Origin of the sequence: Burkholderia sp. WTPI3, from assembly GCF_021483755.1 — a bacterium.
Taxonomy (GTDB): domain Bacteria; phylum Pseudomonadota; class Gammaproteobacteria; order Burkholderiales; family Burkholderiaceae; genus Burkholderia.
On record NZ_JAGIXF010000044.1, the window covers coordinates 18,492 to 38,404 of the forward strand.

Sequence of the window (19,913 nt, forward strand, 5' to 3'; positions counted from 1 at the left end):
ATTGCTGACCGGCGCGGCACGGGCCGCGCCGCTGATGAACGAAAGACTGGAGATATCCGGATGACCTTGCAAATCGGCGTGATCGGCTGCGGCGCGATCGGCCAGGACCATATTCGCAGGCTGACGCGCACGCTGTCCGGCGCACGCGTGGTGGCCGTCACCGACATCGATGCGCGGCAGGCGCGCGACACGGTAGCGAAATACGGGCTCGACGCGGAAATCCATGGCGACGGCCATGAAGTGATCGCGGCCGCCGATGTGCAGGCCGTGCTCGTCACGTCGTGGGGGCCGACGCACGAAGCGTTCGTGCTCGACGCGATCGCGCATGGCAAGCCGGTGTTCTGCGAGAAACCGCTCGCGGTGACGGCCGACGGCTGCATGCGGATCGTCGAGGCCGAGCGCGCGCACGGCAAGCGGCTGGTGCAGGTCGGCTTCATGCGCCCGTACGACGAAGGCTATCGCGCGCTCAAGCACGTGATCGACAGCGGCGAGATCGGCGCGCCGTTGATGCTGCATTGCGCGCACCGCAACCAGTCGGTCGGCGAGCGCTACACCACCGACATGGCGATCACCGATACGCTGATCCACGAACTCGACGTGCTGCGCTGGCTGCTCGGCGAGGACTATGCGAGCGCGCAGGTCGTCTATCCGAAGAAGACGCGTCACGCGAGCGCGCATCTCGCCGATCCGCAGATCGTGCTGCTCGAAACCGCGAGCGGCGTGCGCATCGACGTGGAGATCTTCGTCAACTGCCAGTACGGCTACGACATCCAGTGCGAGGTGGTCGGCGAGAACGGCATCGCGAAGCTGCCCGATCCGCCGGCCGTCGGTCTCAAGCATGCGGCGCGGCGATCGGTCGAGATCATGACCGACTGGAAGGAGCGCTTCATCGCATCGTACGACGTCGAGCTGCAGGCGTTCATCGACGGCGTGCGGCAGGGCGCACTCACCGGTCCGTCCGCATGGGACGGCTACGCGGCGGCGGTTGCGGCCGATGCCTGCGTGCGCGCACAGCAGAGCGGGGCGGTCGAGCCGGTCGCGATGGCCGAACGCCCCACGTTCTATCGCGGCTGAACCGTGGCCGCGTCGCCACGCCCGCGGCCGTGCGCCGCTTTCCTGCCGGACTGCCCGACATGACGATGAAGATTGGCTGCGCGCCCTGCTGCTGGGGCGTCGACGACGTGAACAACCCGCACCTGCCGCCGTGGCGGCACGTGCTCGCCGAAGCCGCTCAGGCCGGCTACTCCGGCATCGAGCTCGGGCCCTACGGCTATATCCCGCTCGAGCTCGACGTGGTGAGCGCCGAACTCGAACGGCAACGGCTGAGCATGACCGCCGGCACGATTTTCGACGATCTCGTGTCGCCGGAGAACCTGCCGAACCTGCTGCGCCAGACGCGCGATATCTGCGCGCTGATCACGCGACTGCCGAAGCTGCCGACGCAGGACGGCCAGCGCTACGCGGCGCCGTATCTGGTCGTGATGGACTGGGGGCACGAGGAGCGCGACTACGCGGCCGGTCATCCCGAGCGCGCGCCGCGGCTGTCCGCCGGACGCTGGGAGCGGATGGTCGATCACATCCGGCAGATCGCCACCATCGCGCGCGACGAGTTCGGTGTGCGCGCGGTGATCCATCCGCATGCGGGCGGCTACATCGAGTTCGCGGACGAGATCGACCGGATCGTTGCCGATATCGGGGCCGACACGGCAGGCCTGTGTCTCGACACCGGCCACCTGTACTACTCGGGCACGGACCCGGAAACGTGGTTGCATCGCCATGCGGCACGGCTCGACTACGTGCATTTCAAGGACATCGACGCGGCCGTGTACGACGCGGTGATGGGCGAGCACATCGCGTTCTTCGCGGCGTGCGCGCGGGGCGTGATGTGCCCGATCGGCACCGGCGTGCTCGACTACCCGGCGATCCGCCGCGCGCTCGACGACATCGGCTATGCCGGCTACATCACGATCGAACAGGAACGCGATCCGCGCAACGCCGGCACGAGCCTGCGCGACGTCGCGGCGAGCCGCGCGTTTCTCGCGTCGGCCGGTTTCGCTTGAGCGACCGACCGTTTGGATCTCTGAACACCTGAACACCTGAACACCTGAATACGAACCGGGAACACGAACAATCATGATCGACGGACAGATTCTGCTGGGACATTCGATTCCCTGGGGCATGGTCGGCGGCGGCCTCGGCAGCCAGATCGGCTACAGCCACCGATCGGCTGCGCTGCGCGACGGCAGCTTCCGGCTGGTTGCCGGCGCGTTCGACATCGATGCCGAACGTGGCCGCCAGTTCGGCGTGAAGCTCGGCGTCGACGCCGCACGCTGCTATGCCGACTACCGGACGATGTTCGAGGCCGAGGCGAGCCGCGCGGACGGCATCCGCGCGGTATCGATCGCGACGCCGAACAACACGCACTTCGAGATCTGCCGCGCCGCGCTGAACGCCGGGCTGCACGTGGTCTGCGAGAAGCCGCTGTGCTTCACGACCGAGGAGGCCGAAACGTTGCAGCGTCTGTCGGTCGAGAAGAACCGGATCGTCGGCGTCGCATACGGCTATTCCGGCCACCAGATGATCGAGCAGGCGCGCGAGATGATCGCGCGCGGCGATCTCGGCGAGATCCGCATCGTGCAGATGCAGTTCGCGCACGGTTTTCACAGCGAAGGCGTCGAGGCCGCGAGCGCGGCCGCGCGCTGGCGCGTCGATCCGAAGTTCGCGGGGCCGAGCTACGTGCTCGGCGACATCGGCACGCATCCGCTGTACATCTCGGAAGTGATGGCGCCGGCACTGAGGATCCGCCGGCTGATGTGTTCGCGGCAGAGCTTCGTGAAGAGCCGCGCACCGCTCGAGGACAACGCGTTCACGATCATGGAATACGACACCGGCGCGATCGGCTACGTATGGTCGAGCGCGGTGAACGCGGGCTCGATGCACGGGCAGAAGGTGCGCGTGATCGGCTCGAAGGCGAGCGTCGAATGGTGGGACGAGCATCCGAACCAGTTGCGTTACGAGATCCAGGGGCAGCCCGCGCAGGTGCTCGATCGCGGGATGGGTTATCTGCATCCGGATGCGTTGCGCGAGGATCGCATCGGCGCCGGGCATCCGGAAGGGCTGTTCGAGGCGTGGTCGAATCTCTATGCACGCTTCGCGCTCGCGATGGATGCGGCCGATCGCGGCGACGCCGAAGCGCTGAAGCACATCCGCTTTCCGGACGTCCATGCGGGCGTCGAGGGCGTGCGCTGGGTCGAGAACTGCGTGCGTTCGGCCGACGCCGGCGGCGTATGGATCGACTATCGTTGAGCATCGCAGGCTGGCGCGGCGCGTCGATTGCCCGGCGCCGGCCTCGGTAAACGCCCTGATCTTTACGGCGTTGCAAGGCCGTTGGACAATCGTTTCAGCACTGCTGTGGAGCGTGTGCAGGTGATGATCGAGCGCGTGGGAGCGAGCGTGCGGCACGGGCCGTGCCGCAAACGTGATTAAATTCGCCCTTCATGCATGTTTCCAGGTGAGTCCCGGGCCGCGTCGGTCAGCACCGCGCGCGCATCGGGGCCGTCAACTTCGCGCCATCCGATGAGTTCATCCGAGAAACCACCCGCCACCGTCGAGCAATTCCTGCAGCATCTGACGCAGGAGTACGACGGCCTCAGCAATCGCCTGAAGGTGATTGCGCGTCACGTGGAAACCCATCGGGACCAGCTTGGGCTGGAAGGCATCCAGTCGCTCGCGGAGGCGTGCGGCGTCCAGCCGTCGGCCGTTGTGCGTTTCGCGAAGCACTTCGGCTTCTCCGGCTTCTCCGAAATGCAGCGGCTGTTCCGCGAAGGGCTCGCGCAGCAGATCGCGCCGGGCCGCGCGTACAACCTGCGGCTGCGCGACGTGATCGAATCGGGTTCGTCGAGCCTGCAGCCCGAGCAGATCGCCGACGAATTCATCAAGGGCAGCATTGCCGGGATGCAGCAGTTGCGGCAGACGCTCGACTCGCAGGCGCTCGCGCAGGCCGTCGACCTGCTCGCCGACACGCAGGCGATCTGGATCGCGGGCTCGCGCCGCGCGTTTCCGATCGCCGTCTATCTCGACTACGCGCTGCAGCACACCGACAAGCGCATCGGGCTGTTCAGTGCGCTCGGCAGCATGCATCTCGGGCAGATCCGCTCGGTGCGTGAAGGCGACGTGATGATCGTGATTTCGTTCATGCCGTATGCGGAAGAGACCGTGCAGGTCGCGCAGCAGGCCGTGCAGCGCGGCGCGCGCCTGATCGCGATCACGGACAGCCGGATGAGCCCGCTCGCGCGCGAGGCCGAGGTGACGCTCATGGTGCAGGAAAGCGCGACGTTCGGATTCCGCGCGCTGACCGCGACGATGGGCCTCGCGCAGAGCCTGTTCGTCGCGCTCGCGTACCGGCTCGAGCTGTCGTACCTGCCGACGGCCGACGGCGCGCACGGCACCAAGACCAACTGAATCTGCACGTTGATGCCGACCTGGATGCGGCACGTGCATGCACACGCGATACCGCGGTTGCTCGCGAGCAGGCGACGCCGTTGCCGAACTCGTGCGCGTCGATCGGGTCGAGCGCTTCGCCGACGTCCTTCGCGCGCGCGGCCGAGCGCAGGTCCGAAGGACGCTTTCTTGCCGATGCGCATGTCGGGCGGTACGGGATCGAACAGCGTGCCGCCGGTGAGGAAGCCTTCCTCGCGGCCCGGCCCGCGCGGGCGGGCCCGTGCTGCGGTAAAATTGCCGCTTCCTCCCGCGCCCTGTGTGGCGCGTCATTCGAAGGTCGACAGCCGATGCAGATTCACAAGGAAGTGGACGCGCGCGGGCTCAATTGCCCGTTGCCGATCCTGCGCGCCAAGAAAGCGCTCGCCGATATGGAGAGCGGGCAGATCCTCAAGGTGCTCGCGACCGATCCCGGCTCGCAGCGCGATTTCGCCGCGTTCGCGAAGCAGACGGGCAACGAGATCGTCGAAGTGACGACCCAGGACAAAACCTTCGTGTTCCTGATGCGCCGCCGCTGACGGCCCGCATCACGCGTCTCGTGCGGCACCCGGCCGGCCTCGATGCCGGCCGTGCTTCGGAAGCCCCGGCCGCCTCTGACAATTCTTAAACCTCGTTGTGCAACCTGCTGCGTATACTGACCCGGCCGGTCGTCCGTACTTGACGGATGCGCCGGCCACGGTGCGTCATATGGGGCGGGCTCGGGGGCCATGCCTGACGCTGCCGTCGTACAAACGGGGAGAGGACATGTCCTTCAGACCAGGGACCATTCGAAGTCCGTCCGCAGCGGAATGTATTGCGCCCGCAGGCGCGGCGGGGTTGAGCCGGATCGAGCTCGACCCGCAACGGGATCGCCACGCGCGTGCCGCGCTGGAGGCGTATGCCGATTCGGCGGCGGCCGAGATGCCGTGGCTGGCCGAATCGCTCGACGAGCGGTTGCGCGACGCCGCGCAGCATGACGGCTCGGGCTTCACTTATTGCAATGCGACAGTCGAGCGTGTGCTCGATCTCGCGCAGGCATGGGCGGCAAGCCAGCCCGACTATACGGCGGCGGCATGGGAGCGCGTGCGTGCCCAGTTGGCGCGCATGCTGACGCAGCCGGCACCGCGCCAGCCCGCGTTGCGGCGCGCAGCGACCGGCGATCTGGCCGAGCCGGTGGCCGGCATGGCCGGTGCGGACTAGGCGAGCGATCGCGCAACGGAAGGATTATTCGAAGGAAGTGCCGTAGTACGCGCAATTTCTTGGCGAATTTCATACTACTATGATGAAATCGCCGGTTCGTCCGTGCCCCGTTTTTGAGATATTTTGCCGGGGACGCCGTATCGCGCCCGTTGCGCGGCGGCAAACGACGGCTCCCGGCCGATGTCGGAAGCTGCGCGCATGTCGCGCGGCGCGTGGAGTGTGCGGGGCTGTTACAGGACGAATCGATTTCGATTTGCGGGGTGCTATGAGAATTGCTGTACTGGATGACGATCCGGCCCAGACGGATTTCGTCAGTCAAACGCTGACGGCCGCCGGCCACACATGCTATGCGTTCAAGGAAGGCAAGGCCCTGAAGAAGCGTCTGCAACGCGAGACGTTCGATCTGCTGGTGCTCGACTGGAACGTGCCGGACATGTCCGGCGAGGAAGTGCTCAAGTGGGTGCGCGCCAACCAGACCGAGCACAGCCTGCCGATCATCTTCATGACGAGCCGTGACGACGAGGCGGGGATCACGCAGATCCTGAACGCCGGCGCCGACGATTACGTGGTCAAGCCCGTATCGGGCCCGATCCTGCGCGCCCGCATCGGCTCGCTGCTGCGCCGTGCGTATCCGGTCAACGCCGAGGCGACGGTGCGCGAATTCGACCAGTTCCGCTTCGACGTGAACCTGAAGCAGGCCTACGTCGGCGACAAGGCTGTGAGTCTCACGCAAAAGGAATTCGAGCTCGCGCTGCTGCTGTTCCAGCACCTCGACCGGCCGCTGTCGCGCGCACACATCCTCGACCTCGTATGGAAGCAGGCGACCGACATTCCGTCGCGCACGATGGATACCCACATTTCGATGCTGCGCACGAAGCTCGGCCTGCGCCCGGAGAACGGCTATCGCCTCGCGCCGATCTACGGCTACGGCTACCGGCTCGAACGGGTCGGCCAGGGGGAACCGGAGTGACCACGCGAATCACGCAGCGCACGGCCGCCGTGCGCACGGCGGCCGTGCGCGCGGCTTGCGCGGTTGCGTTTGCGTTCGCGGCACCGCATGCCGGCGCGCAGCCGCCCGCTGCCGCGGGCAAGATGGTCGTCTACCGCACGCATGCCGGCGACACGCTGTACGACGTCGCCGCGCGCTACCTGCAAGGTCCGGGCGACTGGCAGCTGCTGCAGCAGATCAATGGCGTGCCCGCGCCGAAGCACCTGCAGCCGGGCGTCGAGCTGAAGCTGCCCGCCGCCCGGCTGCGCAAGGAAAAGCTGACCGCGCGCGTCGTCGCGGTGCAGGGCACGGCCGAACGCGCGTCCGGCGACACCTACGCGCCGCTCGCCGACGATGCGACGCTCGCCGAAGGCGACCGCGTGCGCACGGGCCCGAACGGGTTCCTGACGCTCGAACTGGCCGACGGCACGCACATGAGCCTGCCGCCCGACAGCCAGCTCGACCTGAAGACATTGCGCCGCACCGTGCTGACCGGCACGCTCGACCGCGAGTTCGAGCTCACGCGCGGCTCGGTCGACAGCGAAGTCACGCATTTGAAGAAACGCGACGACCGCTTCCAGATTCGGTCGCCGTCGGTCGTGGCCGGCGTGCGCGGCACGCGGTTCCGCGTGAACTACGACGCGTCCGGCAACGAGTCGACGCGCGTCGAAGTGCTCGACGGCACCGTCGGCGTCGCGGGCAAGCGGCAGCCGGACCTGACGCTCGTGCATGCGAACTTCGGCAGCGTCGCGACGTCGTCCGGTGCGGTCGGCGCGCCGGTCCAGCTGCTGCCGGCGCCGGCGCTCGCGCATCCCGACAAGGTGCAGGACGAGCCCGACGTATCGTTCGAGGTCGCGCCGCTGGCCGATGCGCACGCGTATCGGCTGCAACTCGCGCACGACGCGGGGATGCTCGACCTGTTCCGCGAAACCCGCACCGATTCGCCGCGCGCGGTGTTCCGCGACGTGCCGAACGGCACGTATTTCGTGCGGGTCGCCGCGATCGACGCCAACGGCCTCGAAGGCATGCCGCGCACCTACGCGTTCGAGCGGCGCCAGATGGGGCTCGACGCGAGTGCATCGCCCGGCGCCGCCGGCTACGAATTCCGCTGGTCGCCGAACGGTTCGGGCAAGGATGCGCGCTACCGGTTCGTGCTGTCGCGCTCGAAAGATCTGAGCGCGCCGGTCGTCGACCAGGTCGGCCTGCAGGCGCGCAAGATCACGATCGCGCACCTGCCGCCCGGCGACTACTACTGGGCGGTGACGGTGGAGGAGTTCGAAGGCGGCAAGTTCTATCAGAAGACGAGTCCGGTCGGCGCGTTCACGTTGTCGCGCTGATCGGCGACGCATGAAACCCGACTCCGTTTCTCCGCGGCGGCGCCTCGGCCGCCGCTTTCTGATCGAATGGATCGCGATCGGCTGTCTGGGAGTCGCGGTGATTCTCGGCTGCGCGCTTGGCCGGATGTCGTCGAGCGTCGACGGGCTGATCTACGATCGGCTGCTGATGCTGCGCAGCCTGCCGCTGTCGCCCGACGTCGTCGTGGTCGATATCGACAACCAGAGCGTGTCGGCGCTCGGCCGCTGGCCGTGGCCGCGCAGCATTCACGCGCGGCTGCTCGACACGCTGGCGCGCGCGCAGCCTGCGGCCGTCGTCTATGACGTGCTGTTTACCGAGCCGTCTGCCGAAGATCGCACGTTCGCGGAGGCGATGTCCCGCGTGCCGACCTTCCTGCCCGTGCTGCTGAGTCCCGAACAGGCGGACGGCACGCGCACCGTCGATCCGCCGGTGGCGGAGCTCGCGGCGCGCGCGACGGGGCTCGGTCACATCAATCTCGAGGTCGATCCCGACGGCATCGTGCGCAGCGTCGCGCTGTTCGAAAGCGACGGCCGCGTGCGCTGGCCGCAGCTGATGGTGCCGGTATACCGTGCGATCGGGGCCGGCAGGCTGCATCCCGTCGGCGGTGCACCGGGTCCGAACGCGCACGACCTGTCGCGCGATGCGACGGGCGAAGGCCGTTACCTGATTCCGTTCAGCCGCAATACGCCGGCGTATCCGACGCTGTCGTTCGACGACGTGCTGGAAGGGCGCGTGAAGCCCGATGCGCTGCGCGGCAAGATCGTCGTCGTCGGCGTGACGGCGTCCGGGCTTTACGATCGCTTCGCGACGCCTGTGTCCGGCGATTTCGGCCCGCTCGCCGGCGTGTACATCCATGCAAACGTGCTCGACATGCTGACGACCGGCAGCGCGATCTCGCCCGCGTCGCGCGCGGGGATCTTTGCCGCGTCGCTGCTGCCGCTCGCCGTGCTGCTCGGCGGTTTCCTGATGCTGTCGCCATGGCGCGCGCTGCTGCTCACGCTCAGCCTGGCCGTGCTGGCCGTGGTCGCGAGCATGGCGTTGCTGTTCGAGGCGCGTGTGTGGCTGTCGCCCGCGCCCGCGATCTTCGGGCTGATCGCCGTGTATCCGATCTGGAACTGGCGTCGCCTCGAGATGACGATGTCGTACCTGCGCCGCGAACTGCAGCGACTCGCCGACGAGCCGCATCTGTTGCCCGAGGCGCCGCGCACGCGCAGCGTCGGCGGCGACGTGCTGGAACGCCAGATGGCGCTGATGGCGCAGGCCGCGCAGCGCGTGCAGGACATGAAGCGCTTCGTATGGGACAGCCTCGACAGCATGCCCGAGCCGATCTTCGTCACCGATCTGGCCGGTACGGTCCTGATCGCGAACCATGCGGCCAAGCGCTACGGGTCGCGGCTCGCGCTGCCGTTGCCGGAAGGCCGGCCGCTGCGTGCGGCGCTCGGCGAGCTGACCTTCATGAAGACCGTCGACGGCAATCCCGAGCACGACGCCGCGATCCGCGAGCACTGGCCGGCCGCGCTCGACCCGACTCTCGAGGCGGAACACGATGCGATGGCGCGCGGCATCGAGGTGCGCGATCGCGACGGGCTCGACCATCTGTTACGCTACGCCGCATGTACGAACGCGCAGGGCCGCGTGACGGGCTGGATTGCCGGCCTCGTCGACGTGACGGAGCTGCACGCGGCCGAGCGCCAGCGCGAGGAGGCGCTGAACCTGCTGTCGCACGACATGCGCTCGCCGCAGTCGTCGATCCTTGCGCTGGTCGAGATCGAGCGCGATCGCGTCGAATCGGACGAGATGCGCGGGCTGCTCGCGCGGATCGAGCGTTATGCGCATCGCGCGCTGTCGCTCGCCGACGAGTTCGTGCAGCTGGCGCGTGCGGAGTCGCAGGCGTACCAGCTCGAAGCGACGAGCCTCGTGGACGTGCTGATCGATGCGAGCGACGAGGTCTGGCCGCAGGCGCAGGCCAAGCGCATCCGTATCGATACCGATGTCGGCGCCGACATGTGCTGGATGCGCGCCGACCGCTCGCTGATCACGCGCGCGTTCGTCAACGTGTTGAACAATGCGGTCAAATACAGCCCGTCCGACACCGTGATCACGTGTACGCTGACGGTTGAGCACGCATCGAAGCGGATGTTCTGTACGATTCGCGATCAGGGGTACGGCATCGCGCCGGAAGATCAGCGGCATCTGTTCGAGCGTTTCAAGCGATTCCATGCCGGCGAGCGGCCCGAGATTTCGGGTTCCGGCCTCGGCATGGCGTTCGTGAAGACGGTCGTTACGCGCCACGGCGGCAGCGTGACGGTCGACAGCGAAGTGGGGGTGGGCACCGCGGTGACGGTGTCGCTGCCCGCGATCGACGAGCCGTCCGCCTGACAGGGCCGGGCACGACGGCAGCATTTGGGGAAAGTCATGAGAAAGGAATGGGCAGCGACCGCGCTGGCGGCGTCGCTGTTGACGGGTTGCGCTGGCGTCACGACCGGCGTGAGCGCGCTCGGGCAGCCGAATGCGTTCGCATCCGGTGCGCACGGTTACGATTTCGTCCGCACGGCTGCTCAGGCCGGCGATCCCGAATACGGGCGGATCGAGACGCTCGTGCGCGATGAACTCGCGCGCCGCGGCTTCGACGCGCAGTCGACGAAGAACGCGCGCTACCGGCTGTCGATCGCCTATGCCACGCAACCGGCGTCGGTCGCGGCCACCGCCGAGCGCTGCGGTGCCGCGAGCAGTGCGTGCGTGACCGTCGACGGGCCGGCGCCGTTCGCATTGCCGTTCGCGGGCAGGGTGTATCGCCACGTGCTGACGCTGCGCTTCGTCGATGCGAAGTCGGGCGCTGACGTCTACCGCGTGTCGGCGTCGCTGCGCGACCGCGACCCGGGCACGCAGGAGGCCGCGCCAACGCTCGTGAAGAGCGCGCTCGCGAAGGTGCCGTTCGAGCCGGGCAACGGCTGGCTGGTCAAGACGAAAAAAGACGACGCGGGCGCAATGCCGGGCGTCGTCTCGGTGAAGCCTGCCGTCGCGCACTGACGCGGCGACCGTAGCAGGAAGGAAGGGCACGCTCGCCGCGCGGGCGAGGCCGGCCCGTACCGCGTTCAGGCGGCCGGATGCCCGTTGCCGCGCGTGCGCAGGTACGTGTCGAACTCGGTGCCGACTTCCGGATGGCGCAGCGCGAATTCGACCGTCGCCTTCAGATAGCCGAGCTTGCTGCCGCAGTCGTAGCGCGTGCCTTGATACTTGTAGGCCAGCACCTGTTCGTCGGCGAGCAGCGCCTGGATCGCGTCGGTGAGCTGCAGCTCGCCGCCCGCACCCGGCTTCAGCGCGCGCAGGTGTTCGAAGATCCGCGGCTTGAGCACGTAACGGCCGACCACGCCGAGGTTCGACGGCGCGACTTCCGGCGCGGGTTTCTCGACGATCGCCGACATCTTGACGATCGACTCTTCCCACTCCTTGCCGTCGACGATCCCGTACGACTTCGTTTCCGACGGCGGAATCTCTTCCACGCCGATCACCGAGCTGTGATAGTGGTCGAACACGTCGACCATCTGCTTCATCACGGGCGGATTGCCGTCGAGCAGGTCGTCGGCGAGGATCACCGCGAACGGGTTGTCGGCCACGAGCTTTTCCGCGCACAGCACCGCATGGCCGAGGCCCAGCGCTTCGGGCTGACGCACGTAGAAGCAGTCGACGTGGCTCGGCTTGATGCTGCGCACGAGCTCGAGCAGCTTCTCCTTGCCGCGCGCCTCGAGTTCGGCCTCGACCTCGTACGACTTGTCGAAGTGATCCTCGATCGCGCGCTTGCTGCGCCCGGTCACGAAGATCATCTCGGTGATGCCCGCGGCGATCGCTTCCTCGACCGCATACTGGATCAGCGGTTTATCGACGACCGGCAGCATTTCCTTCGGGCTCGCCTTCGTTGCCGGCAGGAACCGCGTGCCGAGGCCGGCAACGGGGAATACCGCCTTGGTGACTTTCAACATGATCGAACCTTTATTCCTGTAATCGGCTTGTCAGACAGTCCATGTTCACGTCCGCATTATAGTGAACGCAAACGACCTTACCGTTTGTTACGCAGGCAACCGATCGAGTTGCGCGCGCAGCTTGTCGAGCGTGCTCTGGAAGTCGGCGACGCGCTTTTGCTCCTGTTCGACCACGGCCGGCGGCGCTTTCGCGACGAAAGCCTCGTTGCCGAGCTTCGCATTGCACTTCGCGATCTCGCCGGTGAGGCGCGCGATTTCCTTCGACAGGCGCTCGCGTTCGGCCGCGACGTCGATCTCGACCTTCAGCACCAGCTTGTTCGGGCCGACGATCGCGATCGGTGCGCCGTGCGCTTCCTTGTCGAGCGTCGCTTCGTCCGCGAGGATCTGCACTTCCGACAGGCGGGCGAGGGCCTGAACGTACGGCGCGAACGAGCGCAGGCGCTCGGCATCGCCGGCCGCGAGCAGCGGCACCTTGGTTGCCGGCGACAGGTTCATCTCGCCGCGCAGGTTGCGGCATGCGTCGACGATCGCCTTCAGGTCGGCCGCCCACTGCTCGGACGCCTCGTCGATCTTCTGCAGGTTCGCGACCGGGTACGCCTGCGTCATCAGCGACGCTTCGCCTTCCGCCTTGCCTTGCGGATAACGGCCGGCGAGCGGCGCGACCTTCTGCCAGAGCGCTTCGGTGATGAACGGGATGATCGGGTGCGCGAGGCGCAGCACCGTTTCCAGCACGCGCAGCAGCGTGCGGCGCGTGGCGCGCTGCTGTTCCGGCGTGCCGTTCTGGATCTGCACCTTCGCGAGTTCGAGGTACCAGTCGCAGTACTCGTCCCACACGAACTTGTAGATGCTGGTCGCGATGTTGTCGAAGCGGTAATCGGCGAAGCCCTTCGCGATGTCGGCTTCCGTGCGCTGCAGCAGCGACACGATCCAGCGATCGGCCGCCGAGAAGTCGAGGTAGCCGCCCGGGCCGCAGTCGCCCGCGCCGCACACCTCCGGCTTGTCGCTGCCGCAGTCGTGGCCTTCGCAGTTCATCAGCACGAAGCGCGTCGCGTTCCACAGCTTGTTGCAGAAGTTGCGATAGCCTTCGCAGCGCGCGAGGTCGAAGTTCACGTTGCGGCCGAGCGTCGCCATCGACGCCATCGTGAAGCGCAGCGCATCGGCGCCGAACGCGGGAATGCCGTCCGGGAATTCCTTGCGCGTCTTCTTCTCGATCGTCGCCGCCTGCTTCGGGTTCATCAGGCCGGTGGTGCGCTTCGCGACCAGCGTCTCGAGGTCGACACCGTCAACGATGTCGATCGGATCGAGCGTGTTGCCCTTGCTCTTCGACATCTTCTGGCCTTCGGCGTCGCGCACGAGGCCGTGCATGTACACGGTGTGGAACGGCACCTTGCCCGTGAAGTGCGTCGTCATCATCACCATCCGGGCGACCCAGAAGAAGATGATGTCGAAGCCGGTGACGAGCACCGACGACGGCAGGAAGTGCTTCAGTTCGGGCGTCTCGTTCGGCCAGCCGAGCGACGAAAACGGCACGAGCGCCGACGAGAACCACGTGTCGAGCACGTCTTCGTCACGCTTGAGCGCGCCCGCGTAGCCTTGCGCGTCGGCCTTCGCACGGGCGTCTTCTTCGCTGCGCGCGACGAACACCTCGCCGTTCTCGCCGTACCACGCGGGAATCTGGTGGCCCCACCACAGCTGGCGCGAGATGCACCAGTCCTGGATGTTCTCGAGCCACTGGTAGTAGGTGGTCGTCCAGTTTTCCGGCACGAACCTGATCTGGCCGTCGCGCACGACGTCGAGCGATACCTCGGTGATCGACTTGCCCGGATGGAACGTGCCTTCCGGTGCCGGCTTCGTCATCGCGACGAACCACTGGTCGGTCAGCAGCGGCTCGATCACGACGCCCGTGCGGTCGCCGCGCGGCACCATCAGCTTGTGCGGCTTCACGGAGTCGAGGAAGCCCTGCGCATCGAGGTCGGCGACGATCGCCTTGCGCGCGTCGAAGCGGTCGAGGCCGCGGTACTGCTCGGGGCCGTTGTCGTTGATCTTCGCGTCGAGCGTCAGGATCTCGATCGGCACGAGCTTGTGGCGCAGGCCGACCTGGTAGTCGTTGAAGTCGTGCGCGGGCGTGACCTTCACGACGCCCGTGCCGAATTCGCGGTCGACGTAGTCGTCGGCGATCACCGGGATCTCGCGGCCCGTCAGCGGCAGTGTGACCAGCTTGCCGATCAGGTGCGCGTAGCGTTCGTCCTCCGGGTGGACCATCAGCGCGACGTCGCCGAGCATCGTCTCCGGACGCGTCGTCGCAACCGTCAGCGAGCCCGAACCGTCGACGAGCGGATAGCGGATGTGCCACAGGTGGCCGTTTTCCTCTTCGCTCACCACTTCGAGGTCCGACACCGCGGTGAGCAGCACCGGATCCCAGTTCACGAGGCGCTTGCCGCGGTAGATCAGGCCCTGTTCATGGAGCGTGACGAACACGTCGCGCACGGCGGCCGACATCTTGTCGTCCATCGTGAAATATTCGCGCGACCAGTCGGTCGACGCGCCGAGACGGCGCACCTGGCCGGTGATCGTCGAGCCGGACTTCTGCTTCCACTCCCAGACGCGCTCGACGAACTTCTCGCGGCCGAGGTCGTGGCGCGACACGCCCTGCGCATCGAGCTGGCGCTCGACGACGATCTGCGTCGCGATCCCCGCGTGGTCGGTGCCGGGCACCCACAGCGTGTTCTCGCCGAGCATCCGGTGGTAGCGGGCGAGGCCGTCCATGATCGTCTGGTTGAACGCGTGGCCCATGTGCAGCGTGCCGGTGACGTTCGGCGGCGGCAGCTGGATCGCGAAATCGGGGCGCGCCGGGTCGAATGCCGGGGCGGTGTAGCCGCGTTTTTCCCACTCCGGCCCCCATTGGGACTCGATGGTGTGGGGTTCGAAACTCTTCGCAAGCGTGCTGTCGCTCATGGTTGGAAATCTGCCGAAAAATGCGTGAATTGGATGCCGAATCCGACGATTATAAATGGATGCACATCGGCCAGCCATCGCCCGGCCCGAGCGGGCCCGTCGCGATGCGGTTCGACCGCGACGGCCGCACGGCTGCGGCGCCGGCCGAACGGATCGGAAACGGCGGCGCGCGGCCGACTTATAATGGCGGGTCCGCATTTTTTCTCGCACGTCCGCTGCCGCTCCATGCCCGATCTGCTCGCCAATCTGAACCCTGAACAATACGCTGCCGTCACGTTGCCGAACGAACCGGCGCTGATCCTTGCGGGGGCGGGCAGCGGCAAGACCCGCGTGCTGATCACGCGCATCGCGTGGCTGATCCAGCAGGGCTATGCGTCGCCGCCCACCGTGCTCGCCGTCACCTTCACGAACAAGGCCGCGCGCGAGATGATGGCGCGCCTGTCGGCGATGATGCCGATCGACACGCGCGGGATGTGGATCGGCACGTTCCACGGGCTGTGCAACCGGATGCTGCGCGCGCACTACCGCGACGCCGGCCTGCCGCAAACCTTCCAGATCCTCGACACGGCCGATCAGTTGTCCGCGATCAAGCGGCTGATGAAGGCGGCGAACGTCGACGACGAGAAGTATCCGCCGAAGAACGTCCAGTACTTCATCAACAACGCGAAGGAGCAGGGGCTGCGTCCCGACAAGGTCGACGCTTCCGACAACTTCAACCGCAAGTTCGTCGAGCTGTACCAGGCGTACGATCAGCAGTGCCAGCGCGAGGGCGTCGTCGACTTTCCCGAGCTGCTGCTGCGCTGCTACGAGCTGCTCGCGTACAACGCGCCGCTGCGCGCGCACTACCAGGCGCGCTTCAAGCACATCCTCGTCGACGAGTTTCAGGACACCAACAAGCTGCAGTACGCGTGGCTCAAGATGCTCGCGGGCGGCCAGAACGCGATCTTCGCGGTCGGCGACGACGACCAGTCGATCTACGCGTTCCGTGGTGCGAACGTCGGCAACATGCGCGACTTCGAAGACGAATTCCGCGTGCGCAACCTGATCAAGCTCGAGCAGAACTACCGGTCGCACGGCAACATCCTCGACGCGGCGAACCAGTTGATCTCGAACAACTCGCACCGCCTCGGCAAGAACCTGCGCACCGACGCGGGCCACGGCGAGCCCGTGCGCGTGTACGAGGCGAGCACCGATTCGCAGGAAGCGGGCTGGATCGTCGAGGAGATCCGCTCGCTGATCAACACCGGAATGTCGCGCAGCGAAGTCGCCGTTCTGTATCGCAGCAACGCGCAGTCGCGCGCGATCGAGCACACGCTGATGACGTCGGGCATTCCGTACCGCGTGTACGGCGGCCTGCGCTTCTTCGAGCGCCAGGAAGTCAAGCATGCGCTCGCGTACCTGCGCCTGATCGACAACCCGAACGACGACACCGCGTTCGTGCGCGTCGTGAACTTCCCGACGCGCGGGATCGGTGCGCGCTCGATCGAGCAGCTCGCGGACGCCGCGCGCCTGTACGACTGCGCGATGGCCGCCGCGATTCCGTACGTGACGGGCAAGGCCGGCTCGAGCCTCGGCGCGTTCGCGACGCTGATCGCGAAGATGCGCGCCGAGACGCAGCAGATGAGCCTGCCGGAGACCGTCGAATACGTGGTGCGCGCAAGCGGCCTCGCCGATTTCTACCAGGGCGAGCGCGAAGGCCAGGACCGCCTCGAGAACTTGCAGGAACTCGTGAATGCGGCCACCGCGTTCGTCAGCGAGCAAGGTTACGGGCTCGACGTGCCGGCCCGCTCGATTCCGCTGCGCGCGGGCGCGATCGCGGCGCCGGAGCTCGGCACGGACGCGAGCGATCCGTCGGTCGACGTGCTCGACCCGGCACCGCTCGGCGATCCCGCCCAGAACCCCGACACGATGACGCCGCTCGCGGGCTTCCTGTCGCACGCGTCGCTGGAAGCCGGCGACAACCAGGCGCAGGCCGGCCAGGACGCCGTGCAGTTGATGACGGTGCACGCGGCGAAGGGTCTCGAATTCTCCGCCGTGTTCATCACCGGCCTCGAAGAGGGATTGTTCCCGCACGAGAACAGCGTGCTCGAATCGGACGGCCTGGAGGAAGAGCGCCGGCTGATGTACGTCGCGATCACGCGCGCGAAGGAGCGGCTCTACCTGTCGTTCGCACAGAGCCGGATGCTGCACGGCCAGACGCGCTACAACGTGCGCTCGCGCTTTTTCGACGAGTTGCCGGAGCACGTGCTGAAGTGGCTGACGCCGAAGGTCGAGGCCGGCTCGCGCTGGGGCGGCCGCTCGGACAACGCCGGCTGGGGGCGCGACTGGTTCTCGCGGCCGGGCGGCGGCAATCGCGAGCAGATCGTCGACGCGGCGGTGTCCGCGCCGCTGCCGGCGTTCGCGAACAAGCAGCGTGCGGCCGACACCGGTTTCCGGGTCGGCCAGCAGGTGTTCCATACCAAGTTCGGCGAAGGCACCGTCACCGCGCTCGAAGGCAACGGCGCCGATGCGAAGGCGCAGGTGAAGTTCAAGCGGCACGGCGAGAAGTGGCTCGCGCTCGCAGTCGCGAAACTGCAGGCGGTGGAATGACGGGCCTCGACATGGTTGAAACGGTTTCGACGCACCCGCTCGGTATCCTGGCCGCGCTGCCCGAGGAACTCGGCGACCTGATCGCCGCGATGCGCGCCGAGGGCGCGATGCAGACCGTCACGCTCGGTCGCCGCGATTACCACGTCGGCACCGTGCACGGCGCGGCCTGCGTCGTCACGCTCGCACGGGTCGGCAAGGTCGCGGCCGCCGCGACGGTCAGCGCGCTGATCCACGTATTCGGCGTGTCGGGCGTCGTGTTCACCGGCGTTGCCGGCGGCGTGTCGCGCACGGTGCGGGTCGGCGACGTCGTCGTGGCCGATATGCTGCTGCAGCACGATCTCGACGCGTCGCCGCTGTTTCCGCGCTACGAAGTGCCGCTGCTCGGCATCACGCGGTTCGCGACCGACGCGGCACTCACGGCTCGCCTGAAGGCCGCGTGCACGCTGTTCGTCGCGGAAGAGGGCGAGCAGTTCGCCGAGCGTTTCGGTCTGGCCGGCGCGACGCTGCATGGCGGGCTGATCATCAGCGGCGACCGCTTCGTGTCGAGCGAGCACGAAGTCGTCACGCTGCGCGAGGCGCTGCCGGATGCGCTCGCGGTCGAGATGGAAGGCGCGGCAATCGCACAGGTGTGCGCCGAGCACGACGTGCCGTTCGCGCTGGTGCGCACGATTTCCGATACGGCCGACGATCATGCGACGCAGTCGTTCTCGCACTTCCTGTCGGCGATCGCGAGCAGCTATTCGTCCGGCATCCTCAAGCGGTTCCTGACGCTGCATGCGACGACGGCGGCCTGAAGCCGCCGTCGTACTTTCTCTTCGAGCCGATCGACCGGCCGCGGCGCGCACGCCGCGGCCGCTTCGTCATGCCTTCTTGCGCCGGCTGCTTTCGAGGTTCGGCAGGAACACCGTCAGCACGCCGATCAGCGGCAGGAACGAGCACACCTTGTAGACGAACGTGATGCTCGTCGCGTCCGCGAGCTGGCCGAGCACGGCCGCACCAACGCCGCCCAGCCCGAACGCGAAGCCGAAGAACAGGCCCGCGACCATCCCGACCTTGCCGGGCATCAGCTCCGTCGCATAGACGAGGATCGCGGCGAACGCCGACGCCAGCACGACGCCGATGATCACGGAGAGCACGCTCGTCCAGAACAGGTTCGCGTACGGCAGCAGCATCGTGAACGGCGCGACACCGAGGATCGACACCCAGATCACGTACTTGCGGCGATCCGGTCGCCGACCGGGCCGCCGATCAGCGTGCCTGCCGCCACGGCCGCGAGGAACACGAACAGGTGGATTTGGCGTTCGCCGCGATCCTCGTCTATGCGACGGAGCTGATGCCCGGCAAGGTCGGGATGGTCGCGAGGTAGAAGTACTTCGAGAACACCAGCAGCACCAGCACGCCGATCGCGGCGAGCACGCGGCCCTGCGACAGCGTCGGGTGGCCGGCCGGCGCGGCCTTCTTCTTCATCGACGGATGCTTCTTGTACCAGTGGCCGATCTGCGTGAGCACGACCATCGCGACCAGCGCGGCCGCCGAGAACCACGCGATGCTGTGCTGGCCGTGCGGAATGATCACCAGCGCGGCGAGCAGCGGCCCGAGCGCGGAGCCGGCGTTGCCGCCGACCTGGAACAGCGACTGCGCGAGCCCGTGCTGGCCGCCCGACGCCATCCGCGCGACCCGTGACGATTCCGGGTGGAACACCGACGAGCCGCAGCCGACGAGCGCCGCCGCCACCAGCAGCGTCGGGAAGTTCTGCGCGGCCGACATCAGCAGCAGCCCCGCGAGCGTGAAGCCCATCCCGACCGGCAGCGAATACGGCTTCGGGCGCTTGTCGGTATAGAGGCCGATGAGCGGCTGCAGCAGCGACGCGGTGATCTGGTAGGTCAGCGTGATCAGGCCGATCTGCGCGAACGACAGCGCGAACTGGCTCTTGAGCATCGGATAGATCGCGAGGATCAACGACTGGATCATGTCGTTGAGCATGTGCGAGAAGCTGATCGCGCCGAGCACCGGATAAACGGTGCGCGGGGCGGGTGGAGCAGACGGCTGGGCCGCGGCGGGAGCGCCGACGGTGCCCGTATCGAGGCTGGTTTCCATGTGAGCTGAGCGAGTTGAGGTGGCGGGACGCGCTCTGATGGGGATCGGCGCGTTTGAATCGTTGTTGCGTCAAAGAAGTGTAATGTGGCGCATCGAGAATTTCAGGCCAACTTTTATCGCAATTCGGACATCGCCTGCGGGCAGAAGCATGCCGATCGGCCATCGTTCCCTTTTTTGTCCGGATATAACGCTGGGGCGCGTCCTGCCGGCAGCAGGGCGCCACCACGGGCGGATGGGTGTTTGCCCGGACTCAAGGAACACCGACGGCGGCC

14 protein-coding genes and 1 pseudogene are annotated in these 19,913 nt (G+C 67.2%); 12 read left to right on the forward strand and 3 right to left on the reverse strand.

The genetic code is table 11. The features are described from left to right. The first annotated feature begins 60 nt into the window (after window positions 1-60). The 10 genes from J7024_RS22505 (at window position 61) to J7024_RS22550 (ending at window position 11,050) form a co-directional block, all read left to right on the forward strand. Window positions 61-1,074, forward strand: a complete 1,014-nt coding sequence (locus tag J7024_RS22505; RefSeq protein ID WP_124825901.1) for a Gfo/Idh/MocA family protein — start codon at window positions 61-63, stop codon at window positions 1,072-1,074. Window positions 1,075-1,133: 59 nt separating this feature from the next. Beyond that, window positions 1,134-2,060, forward strand: coding sequence for a TIM barrel protein (locus tag J7024_RS22510; protein WP_234745520.1), 927 nt, complete (start codon window positions 1,134-1,136; stop codon window positions 2,058-2,060). A gap of 73 nt (window positions 2,061-2,133) precedes the next feature. Then, on the forward strand, window positions 2,134-3,306 hold the full coding sequence (locus J7024_RS22515) for a Gfo/Idh/MocA family protein (RefSeq protein ID WP_124825899.1): 1,173 nt from the start codon (window positions 2,134-2,136) through the stop codon (window positions 3,304-3,306). Between the two features lie 270 nt (window positions 3,307-3,576). Beyond that, window positions 3,577-4,461 carry a MurR/RpiR family transcriptional regulator gene (locus tag J7024_RS22520; protein ID WP_124825898.1) on the forward strand — a complete coding sequence of 295 codons (885 nt, stop codon included), beginning with the start codon at window positions 3,577-3,579 and terminating at the stop codon, window positions 4,459-4,461. Window positions 4,462-4,787: 326 nt separating this feature from the next. Continuing rightward, window positions 4,788-5,015, forward strand: coding sequence for a sulfurtransferase TusA family protein (locus J7024_RS22525; protein ID WP_006753156.1), 228 nt, complete (start codon window positions 4,788-4,790; stop codon window positions 5,013-5,015). Window positions 5,016-5,241: 226 nt separating this feature from the next. Beyond that, a complete protein-coding gene (locus tag J7024_RS22530) occupies window positions 5,242-5,676 on the forward strand; it encodes a peptidase (protein WP_175751169.1) in 435 nt (144 codons plus the stop codon). Between the two features lie 265 nt (window positions 5,677-5,941). Further along, a complete protein-coding gene (locus tag J7024_RS22535) occupies window positions 5,942-6,646 on the forward strand; it encodes a response regulator transcription factor (protein ID WP_006402120.1) in 705 nt (234 codons plus the stop codon). Then, complete coding sequence (locus J7024_RS22540; protein ID WP_234745521.1) at window positions 6,643-8,001, forward strand: FecR family protein; 1,359 nt, start codon at window positions 6,643-6,645, stop codon at window positions 7,999-8,001. The genes J7024_RS22535 and J7024_RS22540 overlap by 4 nt, the downstream gene beginning before the upstream one ends. Window positions 8,002-8,011: 10 nt before the next feature. Beyond that, complete coding sequence (locus tag J7024_RS22545) at window positions 8,012-10,399, forward strand: CHASE2 domain-containing protein (protein WP_124825895.1); 2,388 nt, start codon at window positions 8,012-8,014, stop codon at window positions 10,397-10,399. Between the two features lie 36 nt (window positions 10,400-10,435). Continuing rightward, a complete protein-coding gene (locus J7024_RS22550; RefSeq protein ID WP_234745522.1) occupies window positions 10,436-11,050 on the forward strand; it encodes a DUF4136 domain-containing protein in 615 nt (204 codons plus the stop codon). A gap of 65 nt (window positions 11,051-11,115) precedes the next feature. Here J7024_RS22550 and galU read toward each other — a convergent pair whose 3' ends face one another. Then, window positions 11,116-12,000 (reverse strand): UTP--glucose-1-phosphate uridylyltransferase GalU, encoded by an 885-nt coding sequence (gene galU / locus J7024_RS22555; protein WP_124825893.1) that lies wholly within the window; start codon window positions 11,998-12,000, stop codon window positions 11,116-11,118. Between the two features lie 87 nt (window positions 12,001-12,087). Beyond that, window positions 12,088-14,955: a valine--tRNA ligase gene (locus J7024_RS22560; RefSeq protein WP_124825988.1), complete on the reverse strand. Its 2,868-nt coding sequence runs from the start codon at window positions 14,953-14,955 to the stop codon at window positions 12,088-12,090. Between the two features lie 225 nt (window positions 14,956-15,180). Between J7024_RS22560 and J7024_RS22565 the strand changes: the two genes are divergently transcribed. Both J7024_RS22565 and J7024_RS22570 read left to right on the forward strand, forming a co-directional pair. Continuing rightward, on the forward strand, window positions 15,181-17,544 hold the full coding sequence (locus J7024_RS22565) for a UvrD-helicase domain-containing protein (protein WP_124825892.1): 2,364 nt from the start codon (window positions 15,181-15,183) through the stop codon (window positions 17,542-17,544). Continuing rightward, window positions 17,541-18,338 (forward strand): 5'-methylthioadenosine/adenosylhomocysteine nucleosidase, encoded by a 798-nt coding sequence (locus J7024_RS22570; RefSeq protein ID WP_124825891.1) that lies wholly within the window; start codon window positions 17,541-17,543, stop codon window positions 18,336-18,338. Before J7024_RS22565 ends, J7024_RS22570 begins: the two co-directional genes overlap by 4 nt. A gap of 66 nt (window positions 18,339-18,404) precedes the next feature. Here the strand turns inward: J7024_RS22570 and J7024_RS22575 are convergent. Next, window positions 18,405-19,641 (reverse strand): annotated as a pseudogene (locus J7024_RS22575) (MFS transporter). Between the last annotated feature and the right edge of the window lie 272 nt (window positions 19,642-19,913).

Excerpts from the sequence above, each read along its gene's own strand:
- J7024_RS22505 (WP_124825901.1), top strand. The coding sequence starts at position 61 with ATGACCTTGCAAATCGGCGTGATCGGCTGCGGCGCGATCGGCCAGGAC.
- J7024_RS22510 (WP_234745520.1), top strand. The coding sequence starts at position 1,134 with ATGACGATGAAGATTGGCTGCGCGCCCTGCTGCTGGGGCGTCGACGAC.
- J7024_RS22515 (WP_124825899.1), top strand. The coding sequence starts at position 2,134 with ATGATCGACGGACAGATTCTGCTGGGACATTCGATTCCCTGGGGCATG.
- J7024_RS22520 (WP_124825898.1), top strand. The coding sequence starts at position 3,577 with ATGAGTTCATCCGAGAAACCACCCGCCACCGTCGAGCAATTCCTGCAG.
- J7024_RS22525 (WP_006753156.1), top strand. The coding sequence starts at position 4,788 with ATGCAGATTCACAAGGAAGTGGACGCGCGCGGGCTCAATTGCCCGTTG.
- J7024_RS22530 (WP_175751169.1), top strand. The coding sequence starts at position 5,242 with ATGTCCTTCAGACCAGGGACCATTCGAAGTCCGTCCGCAGCGGAATGT.
- J7024_RS22535 (WP_006402120.1), top strand. The coding sequence starts at position 5,942 with ATGAGAATTGCTGTACTGGATGACGATCCGGCCCAGACGGATTTCGTC.
- J7024_RS22545 (WP_124825895.1), top strand. The coding sequence starts at position 8,012 with ATGAAACCCGACTCCGTTTCTCCGCGGCGGCGCCTCGGCCGCCGCTTT.
- J7024_RS22550 (WP_234745522.1), top strand. The coding sequence starts at position 10,436 with ATGAGAAAGGAATGGGCAGCGACCGCGCTGGCGGCGTCGCTGTTGACG.
- galU (WP_124825893.1), bottom strand. The coding sequence starts at position 12,000 with ATGTTGAAAGTCACCAAGGCGGTATTCCCCGTTGCCGGCCTCGGCACG.
- J7024_RS22560 (WP_124825988.1), bottom strand. The coding sequence starts at position 14,955 with ATGAGCGACAGCACGCTTGCGAAGAGTTTCGAACCCCACACCATCGAG.
- J7024_RS22565 (WP_124825892.1), top strand. The coding sequence starts at position 15,181 with ATGCCCGATCTGCTCGCCAATCTGAACCCTGAACAATACGCTGCCGTC.
- J7024_RS22570 (WP_124825891.1), top strand. The coding sequence starts at position 17,541 with ATGACGGGCCTCGACATGGTTGAAACGGTTTCGACGCACCCGCTCGGT.